The sequence below is a fragment of the Kribbella voronezhensis genome (genome assembly GCF_004365175.1).
GTDB classification, from domain to species: Bacteria; Actinomycetota; Actinomycetes; order Propionibacteriales; family Kribbellaceae; genus Kribbella; species Kribbella voronezhensis.
This window is the reverse complement of record NZ_SOCE01000001.1, coordinates 178,340-194,449: the sequence shown is the minus strand read 5'-3', so window position 1 is coordinate 194,449 and position 16,110 is coordinate 178,340. Positions and strand designations below refer to the sequence as shown.

Annotated in this window: 14 protein-coding genes; 9 read left to right on the top strand and 5 right to left on the bottom strand. The window is 69.1% G+C overall.

The features are described 5' to 3' along the window. The first annotated feature begins 49 nt into the window (after positions 1-49). Complete coding sequence (imuA', locus tag EV138_RS00855; RefSeq protein WP_238157875.1) at positions 50-922, top strand: DnaE2-dependent mutagenesis accessory factor ImuA'; 873 nt, start codon at positions 50-52, stop codon at positions 920-922. Beyond that, complete coding sequence (locus EV138_RS00850) at positions 922-2,547, top strand: DNA polymerase Y family protein (protein WP_166678458.1); 1,626 nt, start codon at positions 922-924, stop codon at positions 2,545-2,547. Before imuA' ends, EV138_RS00850 begins: the two co-directional genes overlap by 1 nt. 49 nt (positions 2,548-2,596) lie before the next feature. Here EV138_RS00850 and EV138_RS00845 read toward each other — a convergent pair whose 3' ends face one another. Beyond that, complete coding sequence (locus tag EV138_RS00845; protein ID WP_133976576.1) at positions 2,597-3,841, bottom strand: epoxide hydrolase family protein; 1,245 nt, start codon at positions 3,839-3,841, stop codon at positions 2,597-2,599. Then, a complete protein-coding gene (locus tag EV138_RS00840; RefSeq protein WP_133976575.1) occupies positions 3,831-4,346 on the bottom strand; it encodes a MarR family winged helix-turn-helix transcriptional regulator in 516 nt (171 codons plus the stop codon). The genes EV138_RS00845 and EV138_RS00840 overlap by 11 nt, the downstream gene beginning before the upstream one ends. A 129-nt stretch (positions 4,347-4,475) precedes the next feature. Here EV138_RS00840 and EV138_RS00835 point away from each other — a divergent pair, with 129 nt between their 5' ends. The 3 genes from EV138_RS00835 to EV138_RS00825 all read left to right on the top strand — a co-directional run bounded on the left by EV138_RS00835 (position 4,476) and on the right by EV138_RS00825 (position 9,416). Beyond that, the gene (locus EV138_RS00835; RefSeq protein WP_133976574.1) at positions 4,476-5,321 is read left to right on the top strand and encodes an SMP-30/gluconolactonase/LRE family protein; all 846 of its coding nucleotides are present in this window, start codon (positions 4,476-4,478) and stop codon (positions 5,319-5,321) included. Between the two features lie 234 nt (positions 5,322-5,555). Further along, on the top strand, positions 5,556-8,996 hold the full coding sequence (locus tag EV138_RS00830) for an error-prone DNA polymerase (RefSeq protein WP_133976573.1): 3,441 nt from the start codon (positions 5,556-5,558) through the stop codon (positions 8,994-8,996). 63 nt (positions 8,997-9,059) lie between these two features. Next, entirely contained in the window at positions 9,060-9,416 is a 357-nt protein-coding gene (locus tag EV138_RS00825; RefSeq protein ID WP_133976572.1) for a VOC family protein, read from the top strand. A gap of 22 nt (positions 9,417-9,438) precedes the next feature. Here EV138_RS00825 and EV138_RS00820 read toward each other — a convergent pair whose 3' ends face one another. Then, complete coding sequence (locus EV138_RS00820; RefSeq protein WP_133976571.1) at positions 9,439-10,224, bottom strand: nucleotidyltransferase domain-containing protein; 786 nt, start codon at positions 10,222-10,224, stop codon at positions 9,439-9,441. Between the two features lie 87 nt (positions 10,225-10,311). Here EV138_RS00820 and EV138_RS00815 point away from each other — a divergent pair, with 87 nt between their 5' ends. From EV138_RS00815 to EV138_RS00800, 4 genes are all read left to right on the top strand, one after another. Continuing rightward, complete coding sequence (locus EV138_RS00815; protein WP_133976570.1) at positions 10,312-11,286, top strand: DNA glycosylase AlkZ-like family protein; 975 nt, start codon at positions 10,312-10,314, stop codon at positions 11,284-11,286. Between the two features lie 80 nt (positions 11,287-11,366). Beyond that, positions 11,367-12,287: an aminoglycoside phosphotransferase family protein gene (locus EV138_RS00810; protein WP_133976569.1), complete on the top strand. Its 921-nt coding sequence runs from the start codon at positions 11,367-11,369 to the stop codon at positions 12,285-12,287. A gap of 118 nt (positions 12,288-12,405) precedes the next feature. Beyond that, positions 12,406-13,398, top strand: a complete 993-nt coding sequence (locus EV138_RS00805) for a sigma-70 family RNA polymerase sigma factor (RefSeq protein ID WP_133976568.1) — start codon at positions 12,406-12,408, stop codon at positions 13,396-13,398. Between the two features lie 73 nt (positions 13,399-13,471). Then, entirely contained in the window at positions 13,472-14,059 is a 588-nt protein-coding gene (locus EV138_RS00800) for a dihydrofolate reductase family protein (RefSeq protein WP_133976567.1), read from the top strand. Position 14,060: 1 nt separating this feature from the next. Here the strand turns inward: EV138_RS00800 and EV138_RS00795 are convergent, their stop codons facing one another. Further along, positions 14,061-15,284, bottom strand: a complete 1,224-nt coding sequence (locus tag EV138_RS00795; protein ID WP_133976566.1) for an RNA polymerase sigma factor — start codon at positions 15,282-15,284, stop codon at positions 14,061-14,063. A 6-nt stretch (positions 15,285-15,290) separates the two neighbouring features. Then, positions 15,291-15,662, bottom strand: a complete 372-nt coding sequence (locus EV138_RS00790) for a YciI family protein (protein ID WP_133976565.1) — start codon at positions 15,660-15,662, stop codon at positions 15,291-15,293. Positions 15,663-16,110: the final 448 nt, after the last annotated feature.

Below are 16,110 nucleotides of genomic sequence, written 5' to 3'. Positions count from 1 at the left end.
GGGGACACCTGCTGTTGAGCTGCCAGCGCGTCCGGCTGAGCCTAGCCGGGTGACCGCGCTCGATCAGGCACGGTCGTTGCTGGCGCGGGCCAAGGAGCAGAAGGCGGCCCGGCTCCGGGAGGCCGAGGAGGAGTCGGCCGCCGTGCGGACGGTGCCGGCGCCGCGGACCACCGAGACCCGGGTGCAACAGGCGCTGGACACCGCGACCGTCGAGCGGGCGCTGCCCACGCTACCGGCCGTCTCCGACCTTCTGTCCGGGTCCTTGAAGGGCGGTTCGGTGTACTCCGTGCGCGGGTCGACCGCGTTGGTGATGGCGATGATGGCCGGCCCGTCCGCGGAGGGTGCCTGGTGCGGGGTGGTCGGGCTGCCGTCGTTCGGGGCGGAGGCGGCCCGGGAGTTCGGGGTCGACCTGGAGCGGCTGGTGCTGGTGCCCGATCCGGAGCGGGACTGGCTCAGCGTGGTCGCGGCGCTGGTCGACGCCCTGACCGTGGTGGTGGTCCGGCCGCCCGGTGAGGTGACGCCGGGGGAGGCCTCCCGGCTGGCTGCCCGGCTGCGGACCCGAGGCGCGATGCTGATCGCGGTCGGGTCCTGGCCGGGGAGTGAAGCTCGACTAGAGGTTCAGGGCAACGTCTGGACCGGGCTGGGTGCGGGCGAGGGCTATCTCGCGGGGCGGCAGGCGACCGTCGCGGTGACCGGGCGCGGCGCGTCTCGTCAGCACCAGCTCTGGCTCCCCGCGGTCGACGGCTCCATCCGCTCGGTGCGCCCGATCGACTTGGTGCAGCCGGGTGACCCGGGCCGGGCGGTCGAGTCGGGCCGGGCGGTTGACTCGGGGCGGCCAGGTGACCTGGGCCGGGCGGTTGACTCGGGCTGGCCGCTGGATGCGGGGCGGCCGGTTGACGAGCGGTGGGAGGCGGTGGGGTGATGGCTGCTGCGCGGTCGCCGGTTGCGCCGGCGCAGGGGAGTCCGACCCGGACGATGGTGGTCTGGGTGCCGGACTGGCCGGTGACGGCGGCAGCCACGGCGGCCGGACATTCCCCGGACGAGCCGGTCGCAGTACTGGCCAAGGGCAAGGTGCTGGCGGCTTCGGCTGCCGCCCGGTCCGAAGGGGTGCGGCAGGGGCTGAAGGCGCGTGATGCCCAGTCGCGGTGCCCCGAGCTGGTGGTGCTGAAGTACGACCCGGTGATCGACGCGCGGGCCTTCGACCCGGTGATCAGCTGCCTGGAGGCACTGACTCCCGGCGTCCAGGTGATCCGGCCGGGCATGTGTGCGCTGAAGGCCCGCGGCCCGACCCGGTTCTACGGGACCGAGCAGGCCGCGGCGGAGAAGCTGCTCGACCGGCTGGAGACATTCGACGTACCGGGTGGGCGGGTCGGGGTCGCCGACGGGCCGTTCGCCGCCGAGCAGGCGGCCCGGTCGAGTTCGCCCCGGACCAGGGTGCTGGTGATCCCGCCCGGCGGCTCGGCGGAGTTCCTGGCGCCGATCACGGTCGACACGCTCGGCCAGCCCGCTCTCACCGATCTGCTCCGGCGACTCGGACTGCGCTCGCTCGGCGCGTTCGCGCAGCTTCCGGCGGCCGAAGTACTGACCAGGTTCGGGCCGGACGGCGCGTTCGCGCACCGGCTGGCCCGGGGAGCCGACGACCGCCCGGTGGTCGCCCGGCAGGTGCCACCCGACCTGGCCCGGACGCTGGACTTCGAGCCGGCGGTGGACCGGGTCGACCAGGTCGCGTTCGCGGTCCGCGGGGTCGCCGACGAACTCATCGGCCGGCTGGCCGCGCTCGGCCTGGTCTGCACCACGCTGCGGGTCGAGGTCGGCACCGAGTCCGGCCGGATCCACGAGCGGGACTGGCTGCACCCGCGCTGGTTCAGTGCCACCGATCTGGTCGACCGGGTCCGCTGGCAGTTGCAGGGCAGCGGGACGGCCACCAGCGAGCTGACCTCACCGGTGGTGCGGGTCCGGCTGATCCCGGAGGAGGCCGACCCGATCGGCAGCCATGTCGACGGCCTGTGGGGCGGCGGGCCCGACGAACGGATCCACCGCGCGCTGTCGCGGGTGCAGAGCATGCTCGGCCACGGCGCCGTCGTCTCGGTGGCACTCGGTGGCGGGCGCGGATTCCTGGAGCGGCAGACCCTGATCCCGTGGGGCGATCGGCCGGTGCCCGCTTACCCGGCCGATGCGCCTTGGCCGGGTGCGGCGATCTCGCCACGCCCCGAGCTGTGGCCGATGCCGGTGCCGACCTCGGTCTATCCCGAACCACTGCCTGCGCAGGTGTTCGACGCGGACGGGCAACTGGTGTCGGTGAGCGCCCGTGGTGCGTTGTCCGGTGAGCCGGCCGGATTCCGGTTCGCGCCCGGCGTACGAGTTGCTGATAGCAACGAGTTTCACCGGGTGGTCGCCTGGGCCGGGCCCTGGCTCGCCGACGAACGCTGGTGGGACCCGGCCGCCGCGTCCCGCCAGGCCCGCTTCCAGTTCGCCGCCGTCGACGGCCGGGCCTGGCTCTTCACCCTCCGCCAGACCACCTGGCTGGCCGAAGCCGCCTACGACTGACCCGGCTGCACCTGACCCCGGCGACGGCTGAACGGCGACGGCTGAACGGCTACGGCTGATCGGCTCGGCGGGTGTGGAAGGTACGGCGGAGGTCGGTGACCCATTCGGTGGGGACCTCCCACGGGATGAAGTGGCCGCCGTGGTCGTGGGCGGTGAGGTTCACGTGGTTGTACCAGGCCGCGCGGTCGCTCTCGAGGAAGTTCTGGACGCGCTGATCGGTCGTCACACCGGGCGGATTCTCGTACGCCACAAAGGTGATGCCGGTGGGCGCCTCGACGACCGGCCACCGGTCGTGCGACGGGGTCCACGGGTAGCGGTTGTTGTTGGCGTAGGTGCGGATCGACGTACCGATCGCGTTGTTCGCCCAGAAGATCGTCGCGTGGGTGAGCAGGTCGTCCTTGCTGAAGACGGTCTCGATGTCGCCGCCGTTGTCGCTCCAGCTCGTCCAGCGCTGCAGGATCCAGGCGAGCATGCCGGCGGGCGAATCGGACAGCCCATAGGCGAGTGTGCTCGAGTCCAGCACGTGGGCCGCGAGATGGACAGCGAACCGCTTGTCGAACTCCAGGACCCGGGCGTGCAGCTCCGGTGGAAGCCCTTCGGGGATCGGCCGTCCCCCGCTGAAGTCCCAGGCCCGGTCGCCGGTGAAGAAGTCGAGCTTCAGCCCCGATCCGATGTGGATGCCGTACAACTCGTCGGCGTACTTGTGCCCGAGCTGGCCGGTCACCAGCGCGCCGACGTCACACCCGGCGGCGGCGTACCGGTCGTAGCCGAGGGTCTTGGTCATCAGCGTGTGCCAGAGGTCGGCGACCTTCCAGAAGTTCATGTCGGGGTTGTCCGGCAGCGGTGTCGAGAACCCGAACCCGGGGAACGACGGCACGATCACGTCGAACGCGTCGGCCGGCTCACCGCCGTACGCCGCCGGGTCGGCCAGCGGATCGATCACCTTCGACCAGTGCCAGAAGGTCCACGGCCAGCCATGGGTGAGGATCAACGGGGTCGGGTTCGGGCCGACGCCGGGCTTGCGCAGGAAGTGGATCGGTACGCCGTCGACGTCGACCCGGTAGTGCTCATAGGCGTTGATGGCGGCCTCCGCCTTGCGCCAGTCGTACTCCGTACGCCAGTACTCCACCAGCTTTTCCAGCGTGGCGCGCTTGAGGCCGTAGTACGAGTCCTCGTTGCCCGCGTCGTCCGGCCAGCGGGTCAGCTCCAGCCGCTGCCGCAGGTCGGCGAGGACGGCATCGGGCACGTGGATCGGCGTCGGTTCCAACGGGAACGGCCGGGTCTCATGGCTCATCGTGGTCTCCTCCAGCCGCTGCCGCGGCCTCGGTCGTCTGTACTACGGGTCGGCGGGCCTCTGCGCGCTGCTCCTGGTAGACCTCGACCAGGCGGGCCAGTGCCGGCAGGGCTGCCGCGATGGCGGTGCGCTCGGCCGGGGTGAGCCGCGCGGTGAGGTCGGTGAGCCGCGTGATCCGCTCGGCCTCGCGACCGTGGACGATCGCGCTGCCTTTCGCGGTGATGTGCACCAGGATCGCCCGGCCGTCCGACGGGTCCGGCCGGCGCTCCACCAGGCCGTCCTGCTCGAGCTTGGTGACGATCTGGGTGATCGCCGGCTGGGTGACCTGCTCGTTGCCGGCCAGCTCGGTCAGCCGCCGCGGGCCGTCGGTCGCGAGCGTGTGCAGCACCGACAACGTGGTGAAGCTCAACCGCTGGATCGACGGCAGCCGGATGTTCATCCGGGTGAAGGCGCCGATGACGGCGGTCAGTTCGGCGACGCTCAGGTCACCGTGCCGGTTGGTCATGGGATGGAGTGTATAAGGAAGTTACTTAAATCGCTTATACATATTCTTCCTGGTGGCTGTCGATCGGGCCCGGGGTGATTCGTGTAGGGGATGAAAGGTGCTGGAGACTGCGATGAACGAGGTGACGTGATGTCTGAACCGAAGGTCCTGCTGAGCGGGCTGGGGATTCCCGAATCGCCGCGGTGGCACGACGGGCGGTTGTGGTTCTGCAACTGGATCGACCAGCAGTTGGTGGCCGTCGACCCTGACGGGACGCCGGAGTTCACCGACGTACCGGTCGAGCAGTTGATGGGATGGTCCATCGACTGGCTGCCGGATGGCAGGCTGCTGACGACCGGGGACAAACTGCGGCGGTACGAGCCGGACGGCTCGGTGGTCGTCCATGCCGACCAGAAGGCGAACGAGATCGTCGTCGACCGCGCGGGCAACGCCTATCTCAACGGCGCGGACTTCAACTTCTCCGGCGGTGAGCCGCCCAAGCCCGGCTACATCAAACTGGTCACCCCGGACGGACTGGTGCGGGAGGTCGCGGGTGAGATCGACTTCCCCAACGGCATGGTGATCACCCCCGACGGCCGGACGCTCGTCATCTCCGAGTCGTTCGCCGGCCGGCTCACCGCGTTCGACATCGAGCCGGACGGGGGACTGTCCGGGCGGCGGGTCTTCGCCGAGGGGCTCGGTCCCGACGGCATCTGCCTGGACGCGGAAGGCGCGATCTGGGTCTCGACCGGCGGCTCCTCCGTCGTCCGCGTCGCCGAGGGCGGCGAAGTCCTGCAACGCGTCGAACTCGCCGAGAACCGGGCCCCGTTCGCACTGGCGCTCGGTGGACCGGACGGTCGGACGCTGTTCATCATGACCGCCGAGTGGCACCTGAACGACACCGTCCCCGACAACCTGGGTCGCCTGACCAAAGGCCCCCGCACCGGCGAGGTGCTCGCCCAACCAGTCGCAGTACCGGCAGCCGATCGACCCTGACGCCGTACGCCGTACGCCGTACGCCGTACGTCGCCACCGCCACCGCCACCGCACGCCGCCACCGTCACCGCATGTCGGCGCCGCATGCCGCCGCCGCTCGCCGCCGACGGCGGCGGGCGCGGTCGGCGTTCTCGCAGGCGGGTTCGATGTGAGGCTGGAGTCGGGGCTGATTTGACTTGTTCGAACAGGTGTTCGAAGATCGGAGTGTTGGCAGCGACGCTCCGGAGGTGGCTGATGGGATGGGACAACCCACCGATCCCGTGGTCCGAGCTGGAGCGGAAGCTGTCCGGCCGGACACGGCCGCCCGCGCCCGCGGACGAGTTGTTCGAGGCCGACGGCGGTGACGGCCCGGCCTGGTCGCGGCACCGCCCGCCGTACGATCCGGATCCGGTCGACAAACCGCGCCGGCCCGACGGACCAGTGGTGCCGTATGCCGAGCTGCACTGCCATTCCTACTACAGCTTCCTGGACGGCGCCTCCTCGCCGGAGCATCTGGTGGAGGAGTCGGTCCGGCTCGGGCTGCACGCGCTCGCGCTGACCGATCACGACGGCTTCTACGGCGTGGTCCGGATGGCCGAGGCCGCGGAGGAGTACGACGACCTCAAGACGGTGTTCGGCGCCGAGCTGTCCCTGGAGCTGACCAAACCGCAGAACGGGGCGGCCGACCCCGAGGGCAGCCATCTGCTGGTGCTGGCCGAGCGGCAACAGGGGTACCACCGGCTGGCCGGTGCGATCACCGAGGCGCAGTTGCGTGGCCAGGAGAAGGGCCGTCCGGTCTACGACCTGGAGGAGCTCGCCGCCATCGGTGAGGACAGCTGGCTGATCCTCACCGGCTGCCGCAAAGGCCTGGTTCGCCGGGCGCTGGAGCTGGGTGGCCAGGCGGAAGGACCGGCTGCCGCAGCGCGCGAGCTGGATCGGCTGACCGCGTTGTTCGGCAAGGACCGGGTCGTGGTGGAGCTGATCGATCACGGCCTGCCGCTGGACACCACGCGCAACGCAGTACTGGCCCGGCTGGCCGAGGCCAAGGGGTTGCCGGTCGTTGCCACCAACAACGTTCACTACGCGCAGCCCCGACGGCACCGGCTCGCCGCCGCGATCGCCGCGGTACGGGCCCGCCGGAGTCTCGACGCGATGGACGGCTGGCTGCCGCCCGCCGGGACGGCGCACCTGCGGTCGGGGGAGGAGATGCTCGCCCGCTTCCGCCGGTACGACGGTGCCGTCGCGCGCTCGGTGGAGCTCGCGGACCAGTTGGCTTTCAGTCTCCGGGCCGCCAAGCCGAGCCTGCCGCACCAGGAGGTGCCACCGGGGTACGACCCGATGGAGTGGCTGAAGAAGCTCTGCCGTGACGGCGTCCGGAAGCGCTACGCGGACAAGCCGGCGGAGTTGATGGCGAAGGCCCAGGCCCGGGTCGAGCGGGAGCTGGAGGTGATCGAGGACCTCAAGTTCCCGGGCTACTTCCTGATCGTGCGCGACATCGTCATGTTCGCCAAACGCAAGGGGATTCTCTACCAGGGCCGCGGCTCGGCGGCGAACTCGGTGGTCTGCTACGCGCTCGAGATCACCGCGATCGATCCGGTCTTCTACAACCTGCCGTTCGAGCGGTTCCTGTCCTCGGCCCGCGACGAGGAGCCCGACATCGACGTCGACTTCGACTCCGACCGGCGCGAGGAGGTGATCCAGTACGTCTACGGCAAGTACGGCCGGCGCAACGCGGCCCAGGTCGCCAACGTGATCACCTACCGCCCGAAGCTCGCCGTACGGGACATGGCCAAGGCGCTCGGGTTCAGTACCGGGCAGCAGGACGCCTGGTCCAAACAGGTGGACGCGTGGGGAGCTGTCCGCAGTAGCGCCGACCACGACATCCCGCCGGCGGTGGTCGGGCTGGCGGAGGGTCTGCTGAAGTTTCCCCGCCACCTCGGCATCCACTCCGGCGGCATGGTGCTCACCGACATCCCGGTCGGTCACGTGGTGCCGGTCGAGCACGCCCGGATGGAGAACCGGACCGTGCTGCAGTGGGACAAGGACGACTGCGCCTGGATGGGGCTGGTGAAGTTCGACCTGCTCGGGCTGGGGATGCTGGCCGCACTGCAGTACGCGATGGATCTGGTCCGGGAGTTCCTCGGCGAGGACTGGAACCTGGACTCGATCCCCAAGGAGGAGCGCGGCGTCTACGACCAGCTCTGCAAGGCGGACTCGGTCGGGGTGTTCCAGGTGGAGAGCCGGGCCCAGATGAGCACACTGCCCCGGTTGCGGCCGCGCAGCTTCTACGACCTGGCGATCGAGGTGGCGCTGATCCGGCCCGGGCCGATCCAGGGCGGCGCGGTGCACCCGTTCATCCGCCGCAAGCTGAGGGAGGAGCCGATCACCTACTTGCATCCCAAGCTGGAGCCGGTGCTGGAACGCACGCTCGGGGTGCCGCTGTTCCAGGAGCAGTTGATGCAGATCGCGATGACGGTCGGCGGCTGCACCGGCGAGGACGCGGACCTGCTCCGCCGCGCGATGGGGTCCAAGCGCGGGGTGGAGAAGATCTCGTCACTGAAGACCAAGCTGTACGACGGGATGGCGGCGAACGGGATCACCGGCGAGACGGCCGACCAGATCTACGAGAAGATCGAGGCGTTCGCCAACTTCGGCTTCGCCGAGTCGCACTCGATCAGCTTCGCCCTGCTCGTCTACGCCAGCACCTGGCTCCGCCTGCACTACCCGGCCGCCTTCCTGGCAGCCCTCCTCCGGGCCCAGCCCATGGGCTTCTACTCCCCTCAATCCCTGGTAGCCGACGCCCGCCGCCACGGCGTCACCGTCCACCGCCCCGACCTCCACCTCTCCCAACCCCACGCCACCCTCGAACCCCTGCCCCCGGCGCAAGTTGTTGCTACCGGCAATGATTCTTGTTTGGAGAAGGTGCAGCCGGAGGTGGGGGAGTTCGATCCGGAGGAGAAGTTCGACTCCGATCTGCATCGGCGGGACGGGAAGCTTGCGGTGCGGCTCGGGTTGGCGGGGGTGAAGTCGATCGGGGAGGCGGTGGCGACCGGCATCGTCGAGGAGCGGGAGAAGAACGGGCCGTACGCCGACATGGCGGATCTCGTGCGACGGACGGGACTGACCGCAGTACAGGTGGAAGCGCTGGCGACGGCGGGGGCGTTCGACTCGTTCGGGCTGTCCCGGCGGCAGGCGCTCTGGAACGCGGGGCGTGCGGCGGAGGAGCGACCCGGTCATCTGTCCGGGGTGAGCAGTTCGGGTCCGCCACCGATGCTGCCGGGGATGACCGAGATGGAGACGACGATGGCCGACCTCTGGGCCACCGGGATCTCACCCGACGACCACCCGATCCGGCATGTGCGGCCGGGTCTCGACGAGCGCGGCATCCTGCGCGCGAACCAGTTGTCCACCGCCGAGGACGGCACCCGGGTGTACGTCGGGGGAGTCGTGACGCATCGCCAGCGCCCGGCGACCGCGGCCGGCGTCACCTTCCTCAACCTGGAGGACGAGACCGGCATGATCAACGTCGTCTGCTCGAACGGCGTCTGGAACCGCTACCGCCGGGTCGCCCGAGAGTCCAGCGCGATGATCATCCGCGGCCGCCTCGAACGCTCCCAGGGCGTCACCAACCTCGTCGCCGACAAACTCGAACGCCTCCCCCTGGCCGCCAAAACCACCTCCCGCGACTTCCGCTGAAGCCCTACCCTCCATAGCCCGGTCAGCGCGCTGTGGCGGGCCGCGCTGGTTTAAGGTTGGCGGATGGGTTTGGAATGGGAACAGGTGATCGTTCACTCGGTTGACCCGGGTGCTCTTGGGCAGTGGTGGGCCGAGGCGCTTGGTTGGGTGGTGGTCTACTCCTCCGAGGACGAGTTCGAGATCCGCCCGGCGCCGGACCGGATGCCCGGACTGGACTTCGTCCGGATCGACGAAGTCAAGCAGGCGAAGAGCCGGCTGCACCTCGACTTCCGGCCCGAGGATCAGGACGCCGAGGTGGCCCGACTGATCGCCCACGGCGCCAAGCGCGTCGACATCGGCCAGGGCGAACAGTCGTCGTGGGTCGTCCTCGCCGACCCCGAAGGCAACGAGTTCTGCATCCTCGGCCAGCGAAGCCAGTAGGACCGTCCAGTACGCCGACGGTTCACCGCGTGGCGTGCGGCTGTCCGTCGTACGGCGTGGTGGCGCTTCCACGCATGAAGGTCAGGTCGTCGCCCCAGTCGTCCAGGACTCGACCGTGGCCGGCGGTGCGGGCGTGGGGTTCCAGCTCGACGAGCAGGGAGCGAAGGGCCTGGGGTGCGTCGTCGGAATGCGCCTGGGCGAGTCGGCGTACGAGGTTGTCGTAGGACCACTCGGGGTGGGGGAGTGGGTGGTGCTCGAGTTCCCAGGCCAGGTACTTGTTGTACGGGCGGACACGGTTGTCGAGGGCAAAGATGTAGGTGAGGTATTGCGGGATGGCTTCGGCGCCGTCGAGGAGCGTGCCGATCGTGTTGCCGTCGCGGGCGTTCTTCAGGCAGCGGTAGACGCTGTTGAGGAAGGCATCGAGTACTGCGGGCGCGAGCCGAGCCGCCTCGGCCGGAGTCAGCTGAGCCTTGGCGGCGGCCAAGCCGGCGATGAGACCGTCGGCGGTGTCTTTGAGGATCTTCGCATCCCTGAAGGCGTACCGGTTCCACTCGGAACCAGACTCGGGCAGCGCGTGGGTCCGGAACTCGTGCAGCGGCATGGTCGAGACGTCGAGCCGTGCATCCCGGCGGTGTTCGGTGGGGAGTTGCCCCTCGGCTTCGTCGGTGACAACCAGCAGTACGTCGTAATCGGAGTACGCCGTGGCTGCGCCTTCTCGGGCCTGCGATCCGCTGAGGACAACGCCGAGCACGCGCGCATCCGCCTCGGACCGCGTCAACAGCGCAGCGAACTCCTCCGCAGCAGTCATCAAGTCACCCAACCATGCGACCAGCGCCGGCCGCACATCAATTTCCACCACCGGTGATGTCGGTGGCGACTACTACCCTCGGGACTTGTGTCGACACGCCTGCAGGTGAGTTACCAGCAAGCCGTTCAATACCGGATGGAGAGCAATCATCTAACCGAGCGCTTGCCGGCCGGCGCCTACCTGCAAGCAGCGCATTTCGGTTTGCAGGACACGGCGCCGCGCGACGCCCTGATCGGCATGCATGCACGGGTCGAGAACTGCGAACCCTCAGCCTGGGAACACCCTGACCTGACCCAGACCTACGGCCCACGCGGCGCGGTCTATGTGCTGCCGAAGCGGGATCTCGGGATCTTCACGGTCGGCCGCCTCCCGTTGGACGAGGAGCAGCGCCGCCCGATCGAGCAGGCCGCCGACGAGATCTGCCGGCTCCTCGGTGGCGAGGAACGCCGAGGTGGTCATCCAGACCTCCGTACTGCGTGCGCAAGCGGCCGGCTGATCCTTCGTTGGACGACCAGCGCCTTGTACGCACGCGAAGTCCCGCGACCGACCGTCGACTTCGCGGAAGCCCACCGCGAACTGTGCCGCCGTCACGTTCAAGCCTTCGGCCCGACGACACCGCAAGCGTTCGCCTGGTGGTCCAGTCTGTCGCCAAGAGACGCCCGGGAGGTCTGGCAATGGATCGCACCTGAACTACTCCCGGTCGACCTGGCCGGTCGCGACGCGTGGATCCTCGCAACCGAGGAGGACGCGATCCGCAGTACGAGACCGGCGCCCGTCGCTCGGTTGTTGGTTGCCTCAGACCTGCGGGTGCTCGGTCAGGATCGGTACGGGTTGTTTGTCGGGCCGGGTATGAGGAGGCGGAGCAGGTTGCACGATTCCTTTCATCCGCACGGCGTCGTCCTCGACGGTGAGATCGCCGGTGCGTGGGGGCGCCGCGGTGGACGGTTCGACGTACTGGTTGAAGAGCGGTTGTCGGGCGAGCAGAGAGAAGCCATCGCTGCTGAAGCACTGTCCACGCCTGTCCCAGGCGCGACGCCGACGATCGAGCTCACTGAGGTCTGAGCACACCCGGCGAGGTGGGAGCCCGGCGAGCGGAAATCCGATTGCGGGGGTTCCGGTGGGCGCCGTACGGTCGGCCTTCGATGGATGAGACGCCTGAGGTTCTGCCGTTGCCGGATCGGAAGCCGGCCGATGGTGCGGTGGCGCGTAGGTTGATCGACGCGCAGTTCCCGCAGTGGTCGGATCTCGAGATTCGGCCGGTTGATGCGCAGGGGTGGGACAACCGTACTTTCCGGCTCGGCGACGAGCTGCTGGTTCGGTTGCCGACTGCCCAGGAGTACGCGCTGGCGGTGGACAAGGAGCATCGGTGGTTGCCGGTGCTCACCCGCGCGGTGCCGTTGGAGATTCCGGAGCCGGTGGGCAGAGGCGTTCCTGATGAGAACTTCGCGCACGACTGGTCGGTCTATCGATGGATCGGTGGCGAGCCCGCGGACCGTGCTGTTGTTGACGATCTGACGACGTTCGGTGTCGAGCTTGCCGAGTTTCTCGTGGCGCTGCAGCAGGTCGACCCGACGGGCGGGCCCGTCCCCGGACTGCACAACTGGTTCCGGGGTGGACCGCTCACGACTTATGACGGGTGGGCCAGGAGCTCGCTGAAGACCTTGGACGGGCTGATCCCGACCGAGGCCGCCGAGGAGATCTGGGACCGGGCGCTGCGTGCTCCCTGGGACGGGCGGGCGGTCTGGTTTCACGGTGATATCGCCGCGGGGAACTTGCTGATGAAGGATCGGGCGCTCTCCGCCGTCATCGACTTCGGCACCTGCGGGGTCGGGGATCCGGCCTGCGATCTGGCGGTCGCTTGGACGATGCTGACCGGCGAGAGCCGCGCTGCCTTCCGCGATCGGCTGGCGGTGGACGACGCGACCTGGCTGCGTGGACAGGGCTGGGCGCTCTGGAAGGCTCTGGTCGTCTGCGCGGGATCAGTCCGCGACGGCGACGGCCTGCCGGCGGACGCGGCATACGTCCTCGATCAAATCCTCGCCGCCCACGAGCACCCACGCTGAGCCGGCTTGCCAAGCGTCGTCGTTCGCTGGGCTGCCGGCCGGGTTGGGTGCGGTAGGTGGTCAGTTTTCTGATCATCGGGGGGCATTCGGTGGACAGGTTTCTGGTTAGTCTCGCGGGGTGAGTGAAGCGGAGTTGTTGGTGCGGGCGCGGGGTGGGGACGAGCTGGCGTTCGGGGAGTTGGTGGACGGCTATCGCAAGGAGCTGTCCGCGCACTGCTACCGGATGCTCGGATCGTTGCACGATGCGGAGGACGCTCTGCAGGAGTCGCTGCTCAGTGCGTGGCGTGGGCTCAAGAGCTTCGAAGGCAGGAGTTCGCTGCGGACCTGGCTGTACCGGATCTGCACCAACGCCTGTATCCGGCTCGGTTCGCAGCGGCCGAAGAAGTTGCTCACCACCGACCAGTTCCCGTCCCGCGAGCAGACGACCGATCTCGGCGAGCCGATCCTCGAACCGATGTGGCTCGAGCCCTGCCCGGACGATCCGGCCGCCAGCTACCTGCAGCGCGAAGGGGTCGAGCTCGCCTTCGTCGCGGCGCTCCAGCACCTGCCGAGCACGCAGCGCGCAGTACTGATCCTCAGGGAAGTGCTCGAGTACTCCGCGGCGGAGGTCGCGGAGATTCTCGAGACCACGCCGCAGTCGGTGAACAGCGCTCTCCAGCGCGCCCGCAAAGCGGTCGAGGAGCGGGTGCCGCCGGTCAGCCAGCAGGCCGAGCTCGCCGCGCTGGGCGAGGAGCGGCTGAAGGAGTTGGTGGAGGCGTTCGTCACCGCCTGGGAGCGGGCCGACGTGGACGCGATCACCGAGTTGCTCGCCGAGGACGTCCGGATGAGCATGCCGCCACTGCCCGCGTGGTTCGACGGACGGGAGGCGGTACTGCGGTTCTTCGGCGAGCGGGTCTTCGAGACGCCGTGGCGCCTGGTCCCGCTCCGCGCGAACGGACAGCCCGGATTCGCCTGCTACATGCAGGACCCGGCCGACGGGGTCTTCCGGCTCGGCGCGATCAATCTGCTCCACCTCCGCGACGGCCGGATCAGCTGGATCTCGGGGTTCCTGGACCCGGCGCTGCACCGGCGGTTCGACGTACCGGAAACTTTTTCTGCCGGGACCGATTAATCCGCGAACCCGGCTGTCTCTACCTCTTCGAAGCGTGCGGCCAAGCGCACGCCGAGGATGAAGGAGTACTGAGATGCGCAAGCTGATCGTTCACAACATCGTCTCGCTCGACGGCTACATCACCGGCCCCGGCGACAACGTGATGCTGCTGCCGATGGGTGACTTCTTCGACGCGTACTGCGCGGAGCGGCTCGGCACCGCCGACACCCTGCTGCTCGGCAGGAACTCCTACGACATGTTCCGCGGGTTCTGGCCGGGTGTCGTGGACCTGCCGGACGCGACCGAGGACCAGCAGGAGATCTCCCGGCGCGACAACGCGATCCAGAAGGTGGTCGTCTCCGACAGCATCACCTCCGACGACACGGCGCCGTGGTCCGACACGACCCGGATCGTGCGGCGCGAGGACGCGCACGAGCAGATCGCCGAGCTCAAGCAGGGCGACGGCGGCGACATCATCATGTTCGGCAGCCGGACGCTGTGGAACGACCTGCTGCGGGCCGGCCTGGTCGACGAACTGCACCTGATGGTCGGCCCGGTGGTACTCGGCGGCGGCACGACCGCCTTCGCCGACGGTGACGTTCCGCCGCTGACACTGATCGACACCCGCAGGTCCGAAGGTTCCGACAACCTCCTGCTCCGCTACGCCGTAGCCAACAGCTGAGCTAGAACGATGCCGCGCGGGACTCCAGATAGTTCCGCTCGGGGACGCTGAGAGTGAGGCGGGCGGCGAGCTGGTACGCCTCCCGCGCCGCCTCCTTCTCCCCGGCCAGGTCGAGCAGATGAGCCCGTACCGCGGCCAGCCGGTGATGTCCTCTCAAGGCAGGGTCCTGCTCCGCCGTCGCCAGCCGCTCCAGACCGACCCCCGGACCGTGCACCATCGCGACCGCCACGATCCGGTTCAGGCTCACCATCGGGCCGGGCGCGAGCGACTCCAGCAATTCGTAGAGCACCAGGATCTGCCGCCAGTCGGTGTCCTCGGCACGAGTGGCCTCGTCGTGGACGGCCGCGATGGCTGCCTGGAGCTGGTACGGGCCAATAGGTGCCTCACGCAACGTTCTGCTGATCAACTCGTTGCCCTCAACAATCGCATCGGCATTCCAGAGCTTGCGATCCTGTTCGGGCAAGGGAATCAGCAGACCATCGGTCGAGACCCGGGCCGGCCGGCGCGCATCGGTCAGCAACATCAGCGCCAGCAACCCGGCTACCTCGCCTTCGCCCGGCAGCCGGTCCCGGAGCTGGCGGGTCAGCCGGATCGCCTCGCTGCTCAGCTCGACCCGGTGCAGGGATTCGCCCGAGCTCGCGGTGTATCCCTCGTTGAAGACCAGGTAGAGCACATGCAGTACGGCGGCCAGCCGGCCGGACAACTCCTCGGGCGGCGGCAACCGGAACTCCGCCCCGCCGGCCTTGATCTTCGCCTTCGCCCTGCTGATCCGCTGGCCGATCGTCGACTCGGGAACGAGAAACGCGCGGGCGATCTCGCCGGTGGTCAGACCGCCGACAGCGCGCAGGGTCAGCGCGATCTGCGAGTGAGTGGTGAGTGCTGGGTGACAACAGAGAAACAGCAACGTGAGCGTGTCGTCCGCGTCGGCGGCCGGCGGTTGGTCGACCGGTTCCAGCAAAGAGACAGCCAACTCGCGGTGCTGCCTGGCCGCCTCGCTGCGGAGCATCTCGATCCGGCGACGCGAGGCGACGGTGATCAGCCAGCCGCGCGGGTTCTCGGGCAGGCCGTCCTCGGGCCACTGCTGCGACGCCGCGAGCAGGGCTTCCTGTACGGCGTCCTCGCAGGTGTCGAAGCCGCCGTACCGACGGACCAGCGGGCCGAGGATCTGCGGCGCCAACTCGCGCAGCAGTGCCTCGATTTCGGCTGAGGCAGGGGAGTGCGGCATCAGGGCTCAGGAGGTGAGGCCACTCAGATCCCGGACCGGGCGCACCTCGACGATGCTGAACGCGGCCTCGGGGATCTGCGGCACGATCTCGATCGCCCGCTCCAGCGTGTCGCACTCGACCAGGTAGAACCCGGCCAACTGCTCCTTCACCTCGGCGAACGGCCCGTCGGTGGTCATCACGGTGCCGTCGCGGACCAGCACCTGCTTGGTCGTGGCGGGATCGTCGAGCGAGTCGGATGCGATCAGCTCACCACTGGCCGTCAGCGCCTCGTGCAACCTGACGTACCCGGTCATCGCCTCTCGCTGCTGCTCCTCGGTCAGCCCTTTCCACACCTCCCGCGACTCCGGGTTGCCGTAGATCAGGATCAAGAACCTCATCGCACCCCTCCACTCTCCGCCCCCACGATAGATCCGCGCAGGTCCGTCCGGGATCGGGACGGCTGAGTCGCGCGAACACGTCGCCGAACGGGATGAAGTTGCCCCGAGCAAGCATCAGGGACGGCGGCGGGGTACCGGTCGCGGTGGCAGCCGGAGTCGCGCTCGTGGCAGGTCGTGGTTGTGCGCGCGGACGCGGGACCTACGGCGCGCGTTACAAGGGGTCAGCTCGGACCAGGTGTTGCGAGCCGGTCCGGCGGGGCGGTTCAGGTCTCGATCGGGTTGCTGTCGGGTTGCTGGTCGGCGGCGGGCGTAGCCGGGGGCGGGGGAGGGCGGTTGCCTGGTCAGGGACAAAGGCGGGATTCCCCGGAGTGGCCGGGGCGGAAGCTGTCGGTGGGCCCAAGTACAGTAACGACCGGGACAGGGGCGATGGAGAACCGAGGGAGGATCG

Excerpts from the sequence above, each read along its gene's own strand:
- EV138_RS00850 (WP_166678458.1), top strand. The coding sequence starts at position 922 with ATGGCTGCTGCGCGGTCGCCGGTTGCGCCGGCGCAGGGGAGTCCGACC.
- EV138_RS00845 (WP_133976576.1), bottom strand. The coding sequence starts at position 3,841 with ATGAGCCATGAGACCCGGCCGTTCCCGTTGGAACCGACGCCGATCCAC.
- EV138_RS00840 (WP_133976575.1), bottom strand. The coding sequence starts at position 4,346 with ATGACCAACCGGCACGGTGACCTGAGCGTCGCCGAACTGACCGCCGTC.
- EV138_RS00835 (WP_133976574.1), top strand. The coding sequence starts at position 4,476 with ATGTCTGAACCGAAGGTCCTGCTGAGCGGGCTGGGGATTCCCGAATCG.
- EV138_RS00830 (WP_133976573.1), top strand. The coding sequence starts at position 5,556 with ATGGGATGGGACAACCCACCGATCCCGTGGTCCGAGCTGGAGCGGAAG.
- EV138_RS00825 (WP_133976572.1), top strand. The coding sequence starts at position 9,060 with ATGGGTTTGGAATGGGAACAGGTGATCGTTCACTCGGTTGACCCGGGT.
- EV138_RS00820 (WP_133976571.1), bottom strand. The coding sequence starts at position 10,224 with ATGACTGCTGCGGAGGAGTTCGCTGCGCTGTTGACGCGGTCCGAGGCG.
- EV138_RS00810 (WP_133976569.1), top strand. The coding sequence starts at position 11,367 with ATGGATGAGACGCCTGAGGTTCTGCCGTTGCCGGATCGGAAGCCGGCC.
- EV138_RS00800 (WP_133976567.1), top strand. The coding sequence starts at position 13,472 with ATGCGCAAGCTGATCGTTCACAACATCGTCTCGCTCGACGGCTACATC.
- EV138_RS00795 (WP_133976566.1), bottom strand. The coding sequence starts at position 15,284 with ATGCCGCACTCCCCTGCCTCAGCCGAAATCGAGGCACTGCTGCGCGAG.
- EV138_RS00790 (WP_133976565.1), bottom strand. The coding sequence starts at position 15,662 with ATGAGGTTCTTGATCCTGATCTACGGCAACCCGGAGTCGCGGGAGGTG.